At 67.0% G+C, this 17,637-nt stretch carries 13 protein-coding genes; 6 read left to right on the top strand and 7 right to left on the bottom strand.

Going from position 1 to position 17,637, the window contains the following annotated elements; translation table 11 throughout:
• Window positions 1-20 precede the first annotated feature (20 nt).
• The 3 genes from E6C72_RS29885 (at window position 21) to E6C72_RS29875 (ending at window position 4,968) form a co-directional block, all read left to right on the top strand.
• Window positions 21-1,217 (top strand): GNAT family N-acetyltransferase, encoded by a 1,197-nt coding sequence (locus tag E6C72_RS29885; protein WP_109444051.1) that lies wholly within the window; start codon window positions 21-23, stop codon window positions 1,215-1,217.
• A 66-nt stretch (window positions 1,218-1,283) separates the two neighbouring features.
• On the top strand, window positions 1,284-2,993 hold the full coding sequence (ade, locus tag E6C72_RS29880) for an adenine deaminase (protein ID WP_109444050.1): 1,710 nt from the start codon (window positions 1,284-1,286) through the stop codon (window positions 2,991-2,993).
• 319 nt (window positions 2,994-3,312) lie between these two features.
• Entirely contained in the window at window positions 3,313-4,968 is a 1,656-nt protein-coding gene (locus E6C72_RS29875) for a CocE/NonD family hydrolase (RefSeq protein WP_109444049.1), read from the top strand.
• On the opposite strand, the gene E6C72_RS29870 is transcribed toward E6C72_RS29875, so the two are convergent.
• Window positions 4,965-5,726, bottom strand: a complete 762-nt coding sequence (locus E6C72_RS29870) for a Fic family protein (protein ID WP_109444048.1) — start codon at window positions 5,724-5,726, stop codon at window positions 4,965-4,967. The two genes, E6C72_RS29875 and E6C72_RS29870, sit on opposite strands and share 4 nt — an antisense overlap.
• Before the next feature lie 206 nt (window positions 5,727-5,932).
• Between E6C72_RS29870 and E6C72_RS29865 the strand changes: the two genes are divergently transcribed.
• On the top strand, window positions 5,933-6,334 hold the full coding sequence (locus E6C72_RS29865) for a bacteriohemerythrin (RefSeq protein ID WP_109444061.1): 402 nt from the start codon (window positions 5,933-5,935) through the stop codon (window positions 6,332-6,334).
• A 76-nt stretch (window positions 6,335-6,410) separates the two neighbouring features.
• On the opposite strand, the gene E6C72_RS29860 is transcribed toward E6C72_RS29865, so the two are convergent.
• The 5 genes from E6C72_RS29860 to E6C72_RS29840 form a co-directional block, all read right to left on the bottom strand.
• Window positions 6,411-8,111: a tetratricopeptide repeat protein gene (locus E6C72_RS29860; RefSeq protein ID WP_109444047.1), complete on the bottom strand. Its 1,701-nt coding sequence runs from the start codon at window positions 8,109-8,111 to the stop codon at window positions 6,411-6,413.
• A 92-nt stretch (window positions 8,112-8,203) separates the two neighbouring features.
• Complete coding sequence (locus tag E6C72_RS29855; protein WP_109444046.1) at window positions 8,204-9,220, bottom strand: aminoglycoside phosphotransferase family protein; 1,017 nt, start codon at window positions 9,218-9,220, stop codon at window positions 8,204-8,206.
• Complete coding sequence (moaB, locus tag E6C72_RS29850) at window positions 9,217-9,753, bottom strand: molybdenum cofactor biosynthesis protein B (RefSeq protein ID WP_109444045.1); 537 nt, start codon at window positions 9,751-9,753, stop codon at window positions 9,217-9,219. Before moaB ends, E6C72_RS29855 begins: the two co-directional genes overlap by 4 nt.
• 53 nt (window positions 9,754-9,806) lie before the next feature.
• On the bottom strand, window positions 9,807-11,861 hold the full coding sequence (locus E6C72_RS29845; RefSeq protein ID WP_247876061.1) for a transglycosylase SLT domain-containing protein: 2,055 nt from the start codon (window positions 11,859-11,861) through the stop codon (window positions 9,807-9,809).
• A 426-nt stretch (window positions 11,862-12,287) separates the two neighbouring features.
• A complete protein-coding gene (locus E6C72_RS29840; RefSeq protein WP_109444043.1) occupies window positions 12,288-13,190 on the bottom strand; it encodes a uracil-DNA glycosylase family protein in 903 nt (300 codons plus the stop codon).
• A 151-nt stretch (window positions 13,191-13,341) separates the two neighbouring features.
• Here E6C72_RS29840 and E6C72_RS29835 point away from each other — a divergent pair, with 151 nt between their 5' ends.
• Window positions 13,342-14,991, top strand: a complete 1,650-nt coding sequence (locus tag E6C72_RS29835) for an electron transfer flavoprotein-ubiquinone oxidoreductase (RefSeq protein ID WP_109444042.1) — start codon at window positions 13,342-13,344, stop codon at window positions 14,989-14,991.
• 133 nt (window positions 14,992-15,124) lie between these two features.
• Window positions 15,125-15,922, top strand: coding sequence for a zinc-ribbon domain-containing protein (locus tag E6C72_RS29830; protein WP_109444041.1), 798 nt, complete (start codon window positions 15,125-15,127; stop codon window positions 15,920-15,922).
• A gap of 9 nt (window positions 15,923-15,931) precedes the next feature.
• On the opposite strand, the gene E6C72_RS29825 is transcribed toward E6C72_RS29830, so the two are convergent.
• Window positions 15,932-17,461, bottom strand: coding sequence for a sigma 54-interacting transcriptional regulator (locus tag E6C72_RS29825; RefSeq protein ID WP_109444040.1), 1,530 nt, complete (start codon window positions 17,459-17,461; stop codon window positions 15,932-15,934).
• Between the last annotated feature and the right edge of the window lie 176 nt (window positions 17,462-17,637).

Raw genomic sequence — 17,637 nt, 5'->3', positions numbered from 1 at the left:
GGGAGCACTCTGGATATCTCATGCCTTTGATGCAGGAACCGGCATTTCGAAGCGGCGGCCGGCCGGAATCGCGCTGGTCGGTTGCGATGGTGTTCGGGATTTCCGGCATTGATCCGTTGGAGTGGGATGCCTGTGCCGCCGGCAAGGGGCCGTTCCTGAGCCATGCCTATCTGATGGCGGTGGAGGAGAGCGGGCTTGCCGGACCGGCTACCGGCTGGCGACCCGCCCATCTGATCCTGCGGGAGGCTTCGGGCCAGCTGGCCGGGGCGGTTCCCCTCTACCTGCGCGACCGGTCGACGGACGAGTTCTGGCCTGATCAGCCCTGGGTTGACGGCTTCCAGGCCGCGGGCGGTCGCTATTTCCCGAAGCTGGTGGTGGAGGTTCCCTATGCGCCAGTGACCGGGCCGCGCATCCTGCTGCGCGAGTGGGCACCGTCAGGTGCGGCCGATGTGCTGACGGGTGCTTTGCGGTCCCTGGCCCACCAGCACGGTTTGTCATCGATCCATGTCGGCTTTCCCGACGAAGAAGACCGTGCCTGTTTCGAAGCGGCAGGTTGGTTGACCCGTCACAGTCTCTGCTACGAATGGCGGAATCTGGGTTATCGCGACTTTGCCGATTTCACCGCCACCCTGACGGGCCATCGGCGCGGCACGCTGCTTTGGGAGCGGCGCAAGGTCAGGGAAAGCGGGGTGCGGATCCACGACGTGCCGGGCAGCCGGGTGGGGGAGGCCGAGGTCGTAACCTTCCTGGAGTTGCTGGCCGATCTCTATGCCCGAAAGGGGAAGCGCCAGCCGCTGACCGCGGATTTCGTCCTGCGGCTCTGTGCCGCCTTCGGTGACAGCCTCACGCTGACCTTTGCCGAGGTGGGCGGTGTCGCCATCGCCACCCTGCTGACGATGGAGGGGGACGGCTGCCTGTATGTCCGCAATTGGGGGGCGAAGCAGGACGCGCGGCTGGTTCATTTCGAGGTCTGCTATCACCGTACGGTCGAACGGGCGATTGCCCGGGGGCTGGGCCGGGTGGATGGCGGGCGAGGCGGACCGCATAAACTGGCCCGCGGCTTTCTGCCGAAGCTCTGCCATGCCTGCCACTGGTTCCTGCACACCAACATGCGTGGGGCGGTAGCGGAAGGACTGGAGTTGTACAATGCAAAGGCTCTCGCCGCCCTTGCGCGGGAACAGGCACGATCTCCGTTCCGTCGGCAGGCCAGCCGATAGTCGCTTGCGTGTCAGGACGCGGCACGCCACTTTGCCTCTTTGCATGGATGACGGGCAAGGTGGAATATGATGGCAAGCCGCGACGATCTTAAGAGGCGCATCGGCCAGGCGTTGGGTGAGGCGAAGGCCGATCTGGTCATCAAGAACACGCGCTTTCTCAATGTCGTCACCGGTGAGATCGCGCAGGGCGATATCGCCGTCTGCGGCGAAGTCATCGTCGGCACCTACGAGTCCTATGACGGGGTGGAGGAGATCGACGGGCGCGACCTGACCGTGGTTCCCGGCTTCATCGACACCCATGTCCATTGCGAATCCACCTGTGTCACCCCGCAGGAGTTCGACCGTTGCGTCCTGCCGCGCGGCACCACCACCGCCATCTGCGACCCGCACGAAATCTGCAACGTGCTGGGCGAACAAGGGCTGCGCTATTTCCTCGACAGCGCCGGGGGGACGGCGCTCGACCTGTTCGTGCAGTTGTCCTCCTGCGTGCCGGCAACCGAGCTGGAAACCTCCGGCGCCCGGCTGGAGGCGCCGGACCTGATCCGTTACATGGACCATCCGCGCGTGCTGGGGCTGGCGGAGTTCATGAACTTTCCCGGCGTCTTCCACAAGGTGGACGGGGTGCTGGACAAGCTGGCCGCCTTCGACGGGCGTCACATCGACGGCCACGCCCCGCTTGTGACGGGGAAGGAACTGAACGCCTATCTCTCCTGCGGCATCCGCAACTGCCATGAGACGACCAGTGCAGCGGAGGCGATGGAGAAGCTGCGCAAGGGCATGAAGGTGCTGATCCGCGACGGGTCGGTGTCGAAGGACGTCCATGCCCTTGCGGAGGTGATCCGGCCGGAAACATCGCCTTTCCTCGGATTCTGCACCGACGACCGCAACCCGCTGGACATCGCGGAGGAGGGGCACATGGATCACCTGATCCGCAGCGCCATCCGCTTGGGTGCGCCGGTCGCCCATGTCTACCGCGCCGCGACTTGGTCAGCTGCCCGCGGCTTCCGTCTGTATGACCGAGGGCTGGTGGCGCCGGGGCATCGTGCTGACCTCGTCCTGCTGGACGATCTGGAGGATTGCGCGGTCAACCGGGTCATCCGCAATGGCAAGATCGTCGGCCCGCACAGCTTCGACGGCCGGACGCCGGTTATGCCGGTGGGGCTCGATTCGGTGAAGCTGGAGCCGGTGGCGGGGGAGGATTTCGCCGTGCCGGCCGGCGGGTCGGTCCAGTCGGTGATTGGGCTGGAGCCTGGCAAGATCCTGACCGAACACCGGCGGATCGAGGTGCCGGTGGTGGGCGGCCGCATGGTTGCCGATCCGTCGCGCGACCTGCTGAAGATCTGCGTTTTCGCCCGTCACGGCAGCAACCGCAACATTGGCCGCGGCTTCGTCCAGGGCTTTGGTCTGACGGAGGGGGCGCTGGCCTCGTCGGTCGGTCATGATAGCCACAACATCTGTGTGGTGGGAGCCGGCGATGCCGACATGCGCGTCGCGGTCAACCGGCTGATCGAGATTCAGGGCGGTTTCGTCGCCGTGCGCAATGGGCAGGTGGTCGGCGAACTGGCCCTGCCGCTGGCCGGACTGATGAGCCTTGAGCCCTTCGAGACGGTGGAGGTGAAGCTGCGCTCCCTGCGTGCCGCCGTCCGTGCCATGGGCTGTCCGCTGTCCGAGCCCTTTCTTCAATTGGCTTTTCTGCCCCTGCCGGTTATCCCGCACCTGAAGATCACCGATCGCGGCATGGTCGATGTCGACCGCTTCGAGCTGATTGCCGCCTGATCGGGCGGACTGCCTGTAAAAACGGCAGGAGGCTGGAGATTGTGCGGGTGAGCGTTCTGGGGGATTGGAGCCGTACTCTCTCAATACTCCCCTCTTTCTTGCGGGAGAGGGATAGGGTGAGGGATCGCAAATACAGGGTTTCCTTCACCATTCCGGCTACCGTACCCTTCACCCCAACCTCCTTCCCGCAAGGGAGAGAGCTTTGATGGAGGCACGGCTCGGCTGAAAGAGTTATGTAATTTGTCGCGACCCCTCTGGCACGGGCTTTGCCACGACGACACATTATCTGTTGTTTGTCATCGAGCGAGCCTGCCCCGCCATGACCCATCTGGCCCCGATGATTCGCCAGTCACACAGCCTGCTGCCGGTACGGCCGCCGGAAACCGTATCGATGCGGACACGGGATGGCGTGCGGCTGGATGCCGACCTGTATCGGCCCGACGCGGCCGGCACTTGGCCGGTGCTGCTTCTGCGCGTTCCCTGCGGCCGACGCACCGCCCTGACCAGCCATTATGCCCACCCGCGCTGGTATGCTGCGCGCGGTTACGTCGTGGTGGTACAGGATGTGCGGGGCTGCGGCACCTCCGATGGCCGCTTCCGCCCCTTTGAGGCGGAACGGGAGGATGGCGCCGATGCTGTGGCCTGGGCGGCTTCCCTGCCCGGGTCGTCGGGGGCGGTGGCGATGTATGGCTGCGGCTATGCCGGCATGGCGCAATGGCTGGCTCTGGCCGAGGCGCCGACGGCCCTGCGCGCGGTGGCGCCGGCCTTTGCTGGCTGGGATGTGTTTTCCGACTGGGCTTACGAAGGGGGGGCGTTCCGGCTTGCCGACGCTATGGGCTGGGCCCTGCGCACGGCGGCCGATGCGGCGCGGCGGGTTGAGGACGGCACCGGGCACCGGGTGCTGTCGGATGCCGCGCGCAACCTTCCGATCGATGACGAGATTCCGTCACGACCACAGGCCCTGCGCGACTATGCCCGCTATACCCATTACGACGATTGGCTGACCAATCCGGTGCCTGGCCCGGCCTGGGCTGCCCTGTCGCCAAAGGCGATGTGCGATGCCATGCCGGCCGACGTGGCCGTCATGCAGGTCGGCGGCTGGTACGACCCGCGGCTGGCCGGCATGCTGGACGCCCATGACCACGCCAGGGTACGGGGGCGTGCTCCGGTCCGGCTGGTGGTCGGCCCTTGGGGGGCTGACGGACCGTCAGCGGCGCCGGGTCAGGCGCCGACGCTCGACTCGCTGCAGCTGGCGTGGTTCGACCGAGTGCTGAAGGGGGAGGGGGCCGACCGCGGCGGTCCGGTCCGCCTGCATGATGTGGAGACCGGGCGCTGGCACGATCTGCCCGATCTTCCCGCGGCCGATGCGGTGCTGTATCTCTCCAGCGACGGACTTGCCAACCGGCAGGGCGGCCGTTTGGAGCTGGAGATGCCTGAAATGGAGGCGCTCGACGTGGTCGTCCATGATCCGCGCACGCCGGTGCCGACGGTAGGCGGCCATGCGGTGCCGGATGCCGCCGGGCGCCCCGACCGTGCCGCGGTCGACCGTCGGGCGGATGTCGCCACCTATACCAGCCTGCCGCTGGACGAGCCGCTGATGCTGGCCGGGCGGGTGGCGCTGGAACTGTGGGTCGAGGCCGATGCTCCGTCTTTCGACGTCAGCGCCGTGCTGTCGGTGGTGCGCCCCGACGGTCAGGTGCTGCCGCTGACCCAGGGCCACGCGCGTCTGGAGCCCGGCGACCCGACCCGGCCATTGACCATCGCGATGCGAGCCACCTGTGCCACACTGGCGCCGGGATCGGCGCTGCGCCTCAGCCTCGCCGGGTCCTGCTTTCCCGCCTATCCGGTCAATCCCGGCACCGGGGCGGAACCGGGTGAGACCCGCCGGGTCGATGCGCTTCCGATCACGCTGTTGATCCACAGCGGCCCCGACCGGCCGTCGCGCCTGCGCCTGCCCGCCGGCCTGCCCACTTAAGGCATTCCATCCAGTTCCGCGCCGTCTCCGCCCTGTCCGGCGGCCTCCAGGCAGAAATCGAGGCTCTGCGACAGGAAGCGCAGCATCAGGTCGCGGAACGGCGTCTTGTCGCCGACCGACCATGCCCGTTCGACAAGATCCAGATACAGGCCACGGTCTTCGGCGGTGATCACCACCGGCGGATAGCCGGCGCGATTGAGGATCAGGTTGCACAGCAGCAGCGCTGTCGCCCGGTTGCCGATGTCGAAGGGGCGGATGGCGCTCAGCCGGTGATGCGCCTCGAAGGCGGTGTCGGGGCTGGCATCCGACTTGCGCATCCAAGTTGACAGCGCCGACATCGACACGCGCAGCTTGGCCGGATCTGGTGCGGTTTCCGCCGGATCGTCCTTTGGAGGTGCGTTGCGGTATTTACCGGCATCGTCGACGATGCCGCGATAGAGCACGCTGTGGAACGCCGTGACGGTGCGTTCCGTGACCGCGCCTGACGGATCGAAGGACAGCCGCGCCATCAGTTCCAGAGTGGCACGGTGGTTAAGGACAAATCGCTGCTCCTCCACCGCGCGATGGCGCAGTATGCTGCCGCGCTCCAGGATCGTCTTCACATCGGCGGGCTTTGGTGGATAATCCTCCAGCGCCGCCGCCGCGATGGTCAGATCCAGTTCAAACCGGTCGGCGATGCCATGGACGACCTCCTGCGGTAGGGGACGTGCGGCGTCAAGCGCCCGTTTCTTCTCCGCGATCTCGTCGAGCAGGGCCATCGGTCACTCTGTCGCTTTGTGGCAGGGAAGGGCTTGGAGCACTGCGCTTCTTGCCGCCCCCTGCGGGGATTTGCCGCTTGGACTGGCACGGTTGCCGGTTTTAGGATCCATGTCAAGATGTCCACAACCCAGCCATGGCCGGTTGCAACCGCTTGATTCCGCGGGATGCTCCTGCCATCGCGGGACGCGAGGGGGAGATCGCTGCGATGAGCTACGTCGTCTGGGACGAATCCATGAGCGTCGGCGTGCCCGTGCTCGACGACGAGCATCGGCGACTGCTCGACCTGTTCAACGGCCTGCTGGAAAGCGGCATCACCTCCGCGAACCGGGACGAACTGTCCAGCCTTCTTGCCAGCCTCCGCGACTACGTCGCCGTCCATTTCGCGCGCGAAGAGGCGATTATGGAGCGCTGCGGCTATCCCGACCTGGATGGCCACCTCGCCGCCCACCGCTATTTCGCCGACGAGGTGGAAAAGCTCGCCCGCGACTTCGATGGCGACAACCCCACCATGCTCCGCGTCGACCTGATCCTGCTGCTGAAGGACTGGTTCGTGGAGCACATCCAGCAGACCGACAGCCTATACAAGCCCTATGTAGGGGCGCAGTAACTGTCCCCCTCCCGACTACGGAAGAAGTCCCCTCTCCCGGCTGAAGAGGGTTATCGAAGTCAGAGAGCCACTTCTTTCACTGCTTCGCGGCGGCTTTCTGGTCTGGCAAGCCCTTCTCCAGCTTGGCCTGGATCGCACCCTTATCGGTATCCTCGTCGGCATTGCGCAGCGCGCGCATCCATTGAAAGCGGGCCTCGTTGCGACGGCCTGCCCGCCAGTAGGCGTCGCCGAGGTGATCGTTGATGGTCGGGTCGCCCGGCTTCAATTCCACCGCGCGTTCCAGCTTGGCGACCGCCGCCTCGTAGTCGCCCAGCATGTAGAGCGCCCAGCCAAGGCTGTCGACGATGTAGCCGTCGCGTGGGCGCAGTTCCACCGCGCGCTCCACCATCGCCCTGGCCTTTGCCAGATGCTCCCCGCGGTCGATCCAGCTGTAGCCGAGGAAATTCAGCAGCGACGGCTCGTCCGGCCGCAGCTTCAGTGCGGTTTGCAGATCGGCCTCGGCTTGCGGCCATTGCTTGGTCTTCTCGTAGCTCATGGCGCGGGCGTAGAGCAGCGGCCAATGCCTCTCCTGCGGTGTGCCGATCCGCTCCAGCGCCGTACTATATGCGGGGATAGCCTCGGCATAGCGCTTGGAATAGCGGTAGAGGTCGCCCAGCCTCGTGATGGCGTCGGTTCGCTCCGGCCGCTCGGCGGCGAGAGCCTTCAGGATCGCGATGGCCTCATCATTGCGGTCCATTCGGGCCAAGCTGTCGGCCTCGCGCATGCGGGCGGTCCAGCCCAGCAGCGGGTCCATCTCCAGCCGCTTGTATGCAGCCAGCGCCTCCTCGTGATGGTCGCGCGAGGCGGTGATGTCGCCGATCAGCAGATGGGCCAGCGCCAGATCGCCGCGCAAATGAAGGGCGATTCGGCCGAACAGCAGCGCCGGCTCGTCGGCATTCTCGTGGTGCAGGGCGCTGCCCAGGTCGAACAGCGCCTCGGCAAGACCGGAGCGCGCGTCTGGAACCGGACGGGTTTCGGACGGCGCGTTCGCCATGGCGGCCAGTGCCGGCTCCACCAGCAGGCCGTCGGGGTTGTTGCCCTGGAAAGTCTGGTAGAGTTTGCGCGCCTCGTCCTTGCGGCCGGTGCGCGTCATGAAGTTGCCAACGATCTGCACCACCCGCAGCGGCGCGTCGGTTTCCGTCACCTTGGCATAGCGTGCCGCCGCCTCGTCGTATCGCCCGGCAAGGTCGAGGATCAAGGCCGCATGGAGGTTGTAGAGCGCCTCGAAACCCTGGACGCCGGACAGCGGCTGCAAGGCGGCCAGCGCCTCGTCCGTCTTGCCGCGGGCAGTCGCCAGCCAAGCGCGGGTTAGTGGTGCCAGGAAGCGGCCGAGTCCGTCGGCTGGCAAGCGGGAGGCGAAGCCGTCGGCCTCGTCAAGTTTGCCCGTGGCCAGCGCGTCAGCGGCCAGCAGGGTCAGCGCCATTTGCGGTTCGCCCTGGTCGTCGAGCAGGCGCCTTGCATGGTCGATCGCCGGCTCCATCCGTCCCTCGCCCAGCCGCAACAGGAAGGTGCGGCGCAGCAGGGCGGGATCGTCCGGATCGGCCGCCAGCGCCTGTGCGGTGAAGCGGGCCGCTGCCGTCCAATCGTCCTGATGCTGGGCATAGCGGCCGGCCAGATAGCTGCCTGTGGCCGAGCCGGCGCCATCCGCAGGGCCGGCGGCATCGGCGGGCGCCAGGGCGGTGCCGGCGATCAGGACGGCCAGGGAGATCGGCAGCAACCGGCGTCGGAAACTCGTCATGCTCTCGTCACCTCGTTTTCCGAGTCGGTATCCCATCATTTTCGGCAGGGCGTCGGCAAGAGACTTTCGTAAGTGTCCCATTCCCGCATCCGCTAACGCCACTCCCGCCGTACCTGCTCAATCCGCTCCGGACGCAGGATATCGGTGGCGTGGGCGGCCATGTGGGTGCGCAGGCCCTCCGGCATCCCGGGCGACAGGGAGGCGCCCTCCACCGACCAGCGGGCCATCCATGACAAGGTGCGCAGCCAGGTCAGCCGACGCAGTTGCTTCAGCCAGGGCCGCACTTCGTCGGCCAAATCGCCCGGCACCGCTATCGCCCAGGCCGCAATGAAGGCGTCGATATCGGCCGGGGACAATTCCGCATTCACCTCCGGGTCCCACTTGGTTGAGGTGTAGAGGCTGGCATGGGCGAGGTCGCTGGCCGGGTGGCCGTATTGCAGCTTTTCCAAGTCGGTGAACCATGCCTTGCCGTGGGCATCGATCAGGAAATTGCCGGGATGCACGTCCACGCCCACTGCGGTCAGCGGCATTGGTGTCTCGGGCGGCGGGGCGAGGTCGCCGACACGTGCGGCGGCAAGCTCCTCCGCGATCAGGACGCGGGTTTCGGTCGACAGGGCGGCCCGGTCGAACCATGCTGCCTGCCGTTCGACCTGGGCCAGCAGGGCCGCGACCGGATCGGGCGGGGCGGGCAGCGGTTCGTAGAAATCGGGCGGCGCCATGCGGTGCAGTGCCGCCAGCGCGCGGGCAATTGCGGGCATGTCGTCGGGCAGCACCGGTGTGCGCCCCTCTACTTCGCCCACCACCAGGGCGCCCAGCGGCAGCCCCTCGTTTGGCGGCAGCAGGCCTGCAAAACGCGGGGTGTGGCCGGATATCTCCGCGCGCCGGAAGGCGGCAGCCTGTCGGTCCAGCGCCGTCCAGGCATCAAGGCCAAGCTGGCTCCAGCGTGGGATACGGGCGACCAGCCGCCTGCCGCGCAGGCGGACATGGTCGTGGGCGACGCCCTTCAGCGGCATTGGCTCCAATGCGTCGGGGGAGAGGTCGGCAAGGCGCGGCAGCCGGATCAGGACGGCGTGCAGAGCCTCCGTCGAAAAGCCCGCGGGTTCGCTCACGCCATATGCTCGCGCAGGCGGGGCATCAACTCGACCAGATTGCAGGGGCGGTGGCGGTTGTCGAGTTGCCAGACCAGGATATCGTCCCAGGCATCGCGACAGGCGCTGGGCGAGCCTGGCAGGGCGAAGATGTAGGTACCGTTGGCGACCCCGCCGCTCGCCCGGCTCTGGATGGTCGAAGTGCCGACCTTGGCATAGCTGAGATAGCGGAACAGCTCGCCAAAGCCGGGGATAGCCTTTTCATAGAGCGCCTCGACCGCTTCCGGCGTCACATCACGGCCCGTGACACCGGTGCCGCCGGTGGTCAGCACCACGTCGATCTGCGGATCGGCGATGTAGGCCTGGACCTGGGCGCGGATCGCCGCGATGTCATCGCGCACGATGGTCCGGGCGGCGAGTATATGGCCTGCCCCGTCAATCCGTTCTGCCAGCGCATCGCCGGACCGGTCGTCGGCAGCGCTGCGGGTGTCGGACACCGTCACCACGGCGATGTTCACGGGAAGGAAGGGGCGGTTCTCGTCGATCTTCGGCATGGCGGCAGGTGTGTCCTCATGTCGGGCCGGAGCCCGACAAGGGGCGCCGGCGGTCAGGGTATCGGGCTGGCCTCTCCCCGCTCTGCCACCGTTTCAACCGGCTCCGTTTCAACCACATCCGGTGCTGTCGCGACAGGCACGTTCACAGCCGTGGGTGCCGTCTTCGCCGCAGGCTGCGGATCGGGGCGGGCCGCGACCTGGGCCGGACGGCTGTCCATCGGACTGTAGCCCGGCCATTTCCCTTTGGCGACGGCGGTGAGCGAGGCGGTCTCCTGGCCCAGCCGAAGCTGATAGATCCAGAAGTTCGCCATCACCTTCTCCACATAGTCGCGCGTCTCGCCGAAGGAAAGGCTTTCGATGAACAGCAGCGGGTCGGTGATGTCGCTCAGATCACGCCGCCAGCGCGCCAGCGTGCCCGGCCCGGCATTGTAGGCGGCCGTCGCCAGGAACAGGTTGCCGTCGATCTCCGGCATCCCAAGCAGTTCAGACAGGTAGCGCTGGCCAAGCTCCATGTTGCGCGACGGATCGAACAGGGCGTCGCGGTTGGCGTCGTCGCTGCCGATGTCGGCGTTGCGCTCGCGCACATGCTGGGCCGTGCTGGGCAGGATCTGCATCAGCCCGGTCGCCCCGGCTGAGCTGACCAGCCGTGGGTCAAAGCGTGATTCCTGTCGCATCACCGCGAACACCAGCGCACGGTCAACTGCGAAGCCGTCACGCGGCGTCCAGTGGGGCAACGGATAGAGGGCCGCTGCATAGGGTGCTCCGTCCGGCCCGGCCACCGCATTGCCGAGCTTCAGTGCCAGTGAAGCCACCCCGGCACGGTCGGTCAGCGTTACCATCGCCTGTTCGACCAGTTGGTCGCCCTGCGGGTTTATGCGCTGCAACTCCAGCCCAGCCAACTCGCGCTGGCCGGCCTGAAGCAGGGCTATGGCGCGGGAGCCAGCCGGCTTGGCCGCGACCGCCGCCAGTTGCCGCCCGGTCAGGGCCGGCGCCTGCCAGCGCACCTGATCAAGGCTGCCCAGCGTCTGTAAGGCGATCAGGCCGTAAAAGGTATGGGGATAGCGGGCGGCGGCGGCCAGATGCTCCGCCGCCTCCTTCTCCTTGCCGGGCTTGCGGGCAAGCGCGCGGGCCGCCCAGTAATCGGCCGCGGCGGCCTTCCAGGGGGAACGCGGGCCGGCAGCGGCCATGCCCTCGAAATGGCGGGCGGCGCGGTCGGTCTGCTTCAACCGCCAGGCGGCCAGACCGGCAATCCAGTGCGCCTCCGGCAGCATGTCGCCGGACCGTGCGGCACTGGCCGAGGCCAGGGTCAGTGCCTGGGACGTCTCACCGGAATAATAGAGAGCCGCGGCGATGCGGGCGCGGGCGGCGTCATATTGAACGGTGTCCAGCTTGCCGCCGAACTCATCCTGGCCCAGCAGGCTCAGGGCGCCGTTGGTGCGGCCGGAGCGCAGCAACTCCTCCACCCGCGCTACCGCGGCGCGGTCACGGGACACGGTGCGGCTGCGCGGAGCGACGGTGAGGCCGTCATCGTCGTCATCATCGTTGCTGGCGATGGTGCGCAGGCCGCCAAGGCGTTCCAGCGACCCGACGAGGCGGACGCGCTCTTCCCCCCGTGGCGGCTTCGGCGCCTTCTGGCCAGCCGGCTGGCGTTTCTGGGCGAGGTTGTGAATCCGTTCCGCTCCGGCGAGGTCGCCGTAATCCTGCATCCAGCGGGCGAGTTCTTCGTAGCTGGCGCGGCGGTCTGGGTGCAGATAACGCTGGCGCAGGACATAGCCGATAAGCCGGCGGTCTTTCAGCTTCGCAATCTCGGCATCAGCGGCGTCCCATTCCGCCCGTTCCTGTGCCGCGAAGATGCGGCGGTAGCGGGCGGCATCCTCCTCGTCCAACTGGACGGCGCGGGCCTCCTCGTCGGATGCCAGCAGTAGGGGAGCGCCGGTCGGGCCGGGGGCCTCATCAGCCACCAGGGCCGGGTCGGGTGTGGTCTCGGCGATCGGGTTGCCGGAAAAGGTGGAATCGGGGGTGGCGGTTTCGGGAAGCCCCGGCGTTGCATGGCTTGGCGCCGGATCGCTTGGCGCATCACCGAAAACGGGGCTGGTGGGGTCAGGCACGGAATCCCCGCCGGGCTGGACGACGGCGTGACCGTCCGGCGCGTGGATAATGAGGGCGGCGCAAGCGGGCCGGAGCCCCACCGCACCGTCGGGTCCCAGGGTGTAAGCCACCGTGAGACCCAGCACCCCCAGAAGGTTCCGCCGCAGCGGGGCCGCGCTCGCGACCCGGTATGCTGCACTGCAAAATATCCGGAGCATTGCTCCGAGATACTCCACGTCGGCGGGAACCGCAAGCAACGGATTTGCACGGAATGTGTCAGTGCCGGTATTCGCGAGATGTTACAACGCTTTAACGGAGCTGGAAAAAAGGCCCTAGCCCGTTGGGAAGGTGCCTTTCGGCATGGGTCAACGACATTTTTGCTGTCCGGCGATCGCAGTCATACGAGCGATTTGGGCGGTCCTGTGGCATTCCATTTATTCTTGCGATTATTTGCCCCCTTCTTCGGCGATCCTTTGCTGCAACGAAAGCATGTCCCGCCACGCTTCCCGCTTTGCGATAGGGTTGCGCAAGAGGTACGCCGGATGGAGCATCGGCATCAGCGGGACGGGGGTGCCTGCAACGTCGTAACTCCGCCATTGTCCGCGCAGGCGGGTGATTCCCTCTGCCCGGTTCAGCAGGGTCTTGGCGGACACCCCGCCCAGCGCAACAAGCAGCTTCGGTCGCACCAACTCCACATGCCGTTCCAGGAAGGGCAGGCATGCGGCGATTTCCGCCTGGGTCGGGCTGCGGTTGCCGGGTGGCCGCCATGGCAGAATATTGGAGATATAGACCTTGCTCCGGTCCAGCCCGATCTGGGCCAGCATGCGGTCCAGCAGCTTGCCGCTGACCCCGACGAACGGCTTGCCTTGTCGGTCCTCGTCCTCGCCCGGCGCCTCGCCGATCAGCATCACCTGCGCTTGCGGATTGCCGTCGGCGAAGACGGTGTTCATTGCAGTGGCCTTCAGCCGGCAGCCGTCGAAACTGCGCAAGGCCGATTCCAGCGCCTCCAGCGTCTGTGCCTCTCCGGCGCGTGCACGGGCCTGGATTCCGGCCTCGCTGGCGCCCAGTGGCTGATCGGGAGCGAAGAGGGCGGTGGCCGGACGCGCGGCTGTGGGCGCCGAGGGGGGTGGTACCCGAGTCGGAGCGGGACCACGCGCCGCATTCGGACCCGAAGCCCCATGAGCGCCACCGGGCGCGCCACCTGGCATCGGCGCGCCGGCGGACGGCGGACGCGCAGCCGGCCGGGCGGTCAGGGCGGACCAGTCGGTCGGTTCGTCGCCGATGGCCTCGTCACAGCCGATGTCGGCATGCCAGCGCAGCGCGTCGAGGATGTCGCATACGTCAATCATCGTTTGACCTTACCACAGATCGTGTGGTCTTACATGTCCAGATACCCAATTTGGGTGCGGCGCAAACCGTGCTACAAGCACGCGCCCGCAAAACACCATAGGGCGTCCCGAGGGAAACAGTACCAAAACAAGACGGTGGGGGAGTGTGGTGATGGAACGCGAACCGCGCGAGGTCATGGAGTATGATGTTCTGATCGTCGGCGCCGGCCCGTCGGGCCTGAGTGCGGCGATCCGTCTGCGGCAGCGCGCGGTCGAGACCGGCCAGGAGCTCAGCGTCTGCGTGATCGAGAAGGGGTCGGAGGTGGGCGCCCACCTGCTGTCCGGCGCCGTCTTCGAACCGCATGCGCTGGACGAGCTGATCCCGGACTGGAAGGAAAAGGGCGCGCCCCTCACCACCAAGGCGCGCGAGGACCATTTCCTCTTCCTGACGGAAACCAAGGCCTACAAATCGCCCTTCGCCCCGCCGCAGATGAACAACCACGGCAACTACATCATCAGCCTGGGCAATCTGGCCCGCTGGCTGGCGACCCAGGCCGAGGAGCTGGGGGTGGAGATCTACCCCGGCTTCGCTGCCGCCGAGGTGCTGTATGACGACAATGGCGCGGTGAAGGGTGTCGCCACCGGCGACATGGGCATCGGCAAGGACGGTGAGAAGACCGGCAACTACACGCCCGGTATGGAACTGCACGCCAAGCAGACCATCTTCGCCGAGGGCTGCCGCGGTTCGTTGACCAAGATCTTATTCGAGCGGTTCGACCTGCGCCGCGACTGCCAGCCGCAGACCTATGGCATCGGTATCAAGGAGCTGTGGGAGGTCGACCCGTCGCAGTCGAAGCCGGGGCTGATCGTTCACACCATCGGCTGGCCGATGGACCCCAAGACCTATGGCGGGTCGTGGCTGTATCACATGGAAGGCAATCTGGTGTCGGTCGGCTTCGTCGTCGGCCTCGACTACTGGAACCCGCACATGAGCCCGTTCGAGGAGTTCCAGCGCTACAAGACCCACCCGGCGATCCGCCCGACCTTCGAAGGCGGCCGCCGTCTGTCCTACGGCGCCCGCGCCCTGTCCGAAGGCGGGTTCCAGTCGATTCCGAAGCTGACCTTCCCCGGCGGCCTGCTCATCGGCGACGGTGCCGGCTTCCTGAACGTTCCGAAGATCAAGGGCAACCACACCGCCATGAAGTCTGGCATGGTCGCGGCCGAGGCGGTGTTCGACCACCTGACCGGCGGCAGCGACAACGGTCCCGAGGTCATCGCCTATCCGGAGCGCCTGAAGCAGTCCTGGATCTGGCCGGAACTCCACGCCGTCCGCAATATCCGCCCCGGATTCCAGAAGGGCTTGTGGGCCGGTCTGGCGAACGCCGCCTACGAGACGGCGCTGAAGGGCAAGTCGCCCTGGACGCTGAAGCACCACGCCGACCATACCACCCTGGTGAAGGCCAGCGAAGCGCCGAAGATCGCCTACCCCAAGCCGGACGGCAAGGTCAGCTTCGACCGCCTGTCCTCGGTCTATCTCTCCAATACCAACCATGAGGAAGACCAGCCGCCGCACCTGACGCTGAAGGACAAGTCGGTCCCGATCAGCGTCAATCTGGCGCTCTACGACGCGCCGGAGCAGCGCTATTGCCCGGCCGGCGTGTACGAGATCGTCCGCAACGACGATGGCAGCGATCCGCGCCTGCAGATCAACGCGCAGAACTGCGTCCACTGCAAGACCTGCGACATCAAGGACCCCACCCAGAACATCAATTGGGTCGTGCCGGAAGGCGGCGGGGGTCCGAACTATCCGGGCGGGATGTAAGGGGCTGTTCGCCCTGTCCCAACCCTTCCGTCGCTCGCAGGAGCGGGAGGGAGGGTTGGGGCCGTCGGGTGCCGGTTGCGCCGCGGACCACTCCTATCTATAAGGCAAGTGGCAACTTCTCTGCGACGGCGCGATGATCGTTTCCTGTCCGACCTGTTCAACGCGCTATACCCTGTCCGACGAAACGCTCGGACAGGATGGCAGGAAGGTTCGCTGCGCCCGCTGTGGCCACACTTGGTGGCAGATGCCCGACCGGGCGGAGCTGGAACCGGTCATTCCCGACGCACTGACCGAACTGCGCCCTTCCAAACCGGCGAAGCCTGCCGGGAAGAGCAAGGTCAAACCGCCGAAGACCCCGCGTGCCAAGCCGGCCCGCAGCACGGTGATCGGCTTCGCTGTGCTGGGGGTGCTGGTCGCTGGCACCGCTGCCGGTGCCTATTTCGCCCGCGATCCCATCGTCCGCAGCTGGCCTCCCGCGGCCCTGCTCTATGACATGATCGGCATGCCGGCCGAACCGCCGGGCTTCGGCCTGGAACTGCGCAACATCCACTCCGAACAGAAGCTGGAAGGCGGGAAGACGGTTCTGCTGCTGGAGGGAGAGGTCGCCAATACGACCGATGCCGAACGCATGCTGCCGCCGCTGCGCATCAACACCTTCGGCCCGGAACACAAGCTGCTGCAAAGCTGGACCATCGAGCAGTCCGCCGAAACGCTCGGTCCCGGTGCCGCGGCGGGGTTCCGCCACAGCCAGCCCGATCCCGGCCCGGTGACCGAGGTGACGATCACCTTTGGCGGTCCTCCTCCCGGCCTGGAGCCGCCAGCCCCCGAGAAGCCTGCCGAGAAACCGGCCGAGAAGGCTTCGGAAAAGCCGGCTGCCGCCAAGCCGGCCTCCGACAAGCACGCTGCCCCGGCCAAACCGTCGGGCCACTGACCGACTCCGTTATCGCTCTGGGATGCCGTATTTCCGCAGCTTGTTGGCGATCATGGTGTGCGAGGTGTCCAGCCGTGCCGCCAGCTTGCGGCTGGACGGGAAGCGCGGATAGAGCCGGCGCAGCAGCGTCCGCTCGAACCCCTCCACCGCATCCTCCCAGCTGCCGGCGTCCTCCGCCGGCAACTCCGCCGTCTGCATGCCGGCGCCGGCCAGTTCCAGATCGGCGGCGTCCAGCGAACCGCCGTCGCTCATCGTCACGGCGCGGAAGATCACGTTTTCCAGTTGTCGTACATTGCCCGGCCAGCGGTTGGCGAGCAGCGCCGCCGCCGCCGCCGGGGTCAGGCGGCCGGGTGGCCGGCGGGCCTGCGCCGCGGCGCGGGCGATGAAGTGGCGGGCCAGCAGCAGGATGTCCTGCCCGCGCTCCCGCAGCGGCGGCACATCCAACGTCAGCACGTTCAGGCGGTAGAACAGATCCTCGCGGAAGCTGTGGTCGGCGACCATCGCCTCCAGCGAGCGATGGGTGGCGCTGATGACGCGGACATCAACCTTCTGCTCGCGCTCGCCGCCCACCCGGCGGAAGCTGCCGTCGTTGAGGAAACGCAGCAGCTTGGCCTGGAGATAGGCTGACATCTCGCCGATCTCGTCAAGGAAGACGGTGCCGCCATGGGCCAGTTCCAGCAGGCCGGGCTTGCCGCCGCGCTGCGCCCCGGTGAAGGAGCCGGGGGCGTAGCCGAACAGCTCGCTCTCCGCCAGATTCTCCGGCACGGCGGCGCAGTTCAGCGCCAGGAATGGCTTGTCGCGGCGCGCGCTGGCACGGTGGCAGGCATGGGCGATCAGCTCCTTGCCGGTGCCGGTCTCGCCCAGGATCAGCAGCGGCGCCTCCATCGCGGCGACCCGGGCGGCGCGCGCCTTCAGCGCCCGGACCGGCGGTGATTCGCCCAGGATGCGGTCGAAGCCGCCCTCATCGAAATTCTGGATTGCGTCGAGCCGCTCGCCGAGCCGCGACGGGGTGAACAGGGTGATGACGGCGCCTGCCGCCTCCACATCGACGATGGGAGTGACCTCCAGCAGGAAGGGCTGGCCGTTCAGCGTCACCTCCCGGCCCGACATGCGGAAGCCGCCGTCGGTCAGCTCGCGGGTCAGGCCTGACTCGCCGAACAACTCGCCGAGATCGAGGCCGGTGAGCCGCGAGTCCGGCAGTCCGGCGACCTGGGCGGCGGCGCTGCTCGCCACCACCACCCGGCCCTTGCGGTCGATGGCCAGCACCGGGTCGGGCAGGGCGGCGAGCAGCGCATCCAGATGAAGCCGCCGCCGCGTGCCCGGCAGCATGTCGATTGCTGCCACCGACTGCACGCCGACGATGGTGCGCAGCGCGTCGGACAGGGCCGGGAGCGCCGCCGGATCCAAGCCGGGGGCGTCGATGTGGATCAGCGGCGGGTCGACTTCGACGCCGACGACGTTGAGCCGGCGCAGCGCCAGCACGGCGAGGATCTCATGGGCGATGCCGACGCGGTCGGCGAAGGTGACTTCGATGCGCATGACGATGGAGGTCGGAGTTAGACGCTAACTGTACACATAACGGTACACCGTATCAAAATCTTTACACTGCGTGAATGCATTGATCTTAAACACACTACTGTCGAAATCCCTTCTGCCTGTAAAGATTTGTGTACACTCCGAATCCTGCCAAGCCTCCCTTATCCTAGCAATTCCGC

The organism is Azospirillum sp. TSH100 (genome assembly GCF_004923295.1).
Classification (GTDB): Bacteria; Pseudomonadota; Alphaproteobacteria; order Azospirillales; family Azospirillaceae; genus Azospirillum.
This window is presented reverse-complemented; position numbering and strand designations above follow the sequence as displayed.

Excerpts from the sequence above, each read along its gene's own strand:
- E6C72_RS29860 (WP_109444047.1), bottom strand. The coding sequence starts at position 8,111 with ATGACGAGTTTCCGACGCCGGTTGCTGCCGATCTCCCTGGCCGTCCTG.
- E6C72_RS29875 (WP_109444049.1), top strand. The coding sequence starts at position 3,313 with ATGACCCATCTGGCCCCGATGATTCGCCAGTCACACAGCCTGCTGCCG.
- E6C72_RS29825 (WP_109444040.1), bottom strand. The coding sequence starts at position 17,461 with ATGCGCATCGAAGTCACCTTCGCCGACCGCGTCGGCATCGCCCATGAG.
- E6C72_RS29870 (WP_109444048.1), bottom strand. The coding sequence starts at position 5,726 with ATGGCCCTGCTCGACGAGATCGCGGAGAAGAAACGGGCGCTTGACGCC.
- E6C72_RS29840 (WP_109444043.1), bottom strand. The coding sequence starts at position 13,190 with ATGATTGACGTATGCGACATCCTCGACGCGCTGCGCTGGCATGCCGAC.
- E6C72_RS29830 (WP_109444041.1), top strand. The coding sequence starts at position 15,125 with ATGATCGTTTCCTGTCCGACCTGTTCAACGCGCTATACCCTGTCCGAC.
- moaB (WP_109444045.1), bottom strand. The coding sequence starts at position 9,753 with ATGCCGAAGATCGACGAGAACCGCCCCTTCCTTCCCGTGAACATCGCC.
- E6C72_RS29885 (WP_109444051.1), top strand. The coding sequence starts at position 21 with ATGCCTTTGATGCAGGAACCGGCATTTCGAAGCGGCGGCCGGCCGGAA.
- ade (WP_109444050.1), top strand. The coding sequence starts at position 1,284 with ATGATGGCAAGCCGCGACGATCTTAAGAGGCGCATCGGCCAGGCGTTG.
- E6C72_RS29835 (WP_109444042.1), top strand. The coding sequence starts at position 13,342 with ATGGAACGCGAACCGCGCGAGGTCATGGAGTATGATGTTCTGATCGTC.
- E6C72_RS29865 (WP_109444061.1), top strand. The coding sequence starts at position 5,933 with ATGAGCTACGTCGTCTGGGACGAATCCATGAGCGTCGGCGTGCCCGTG.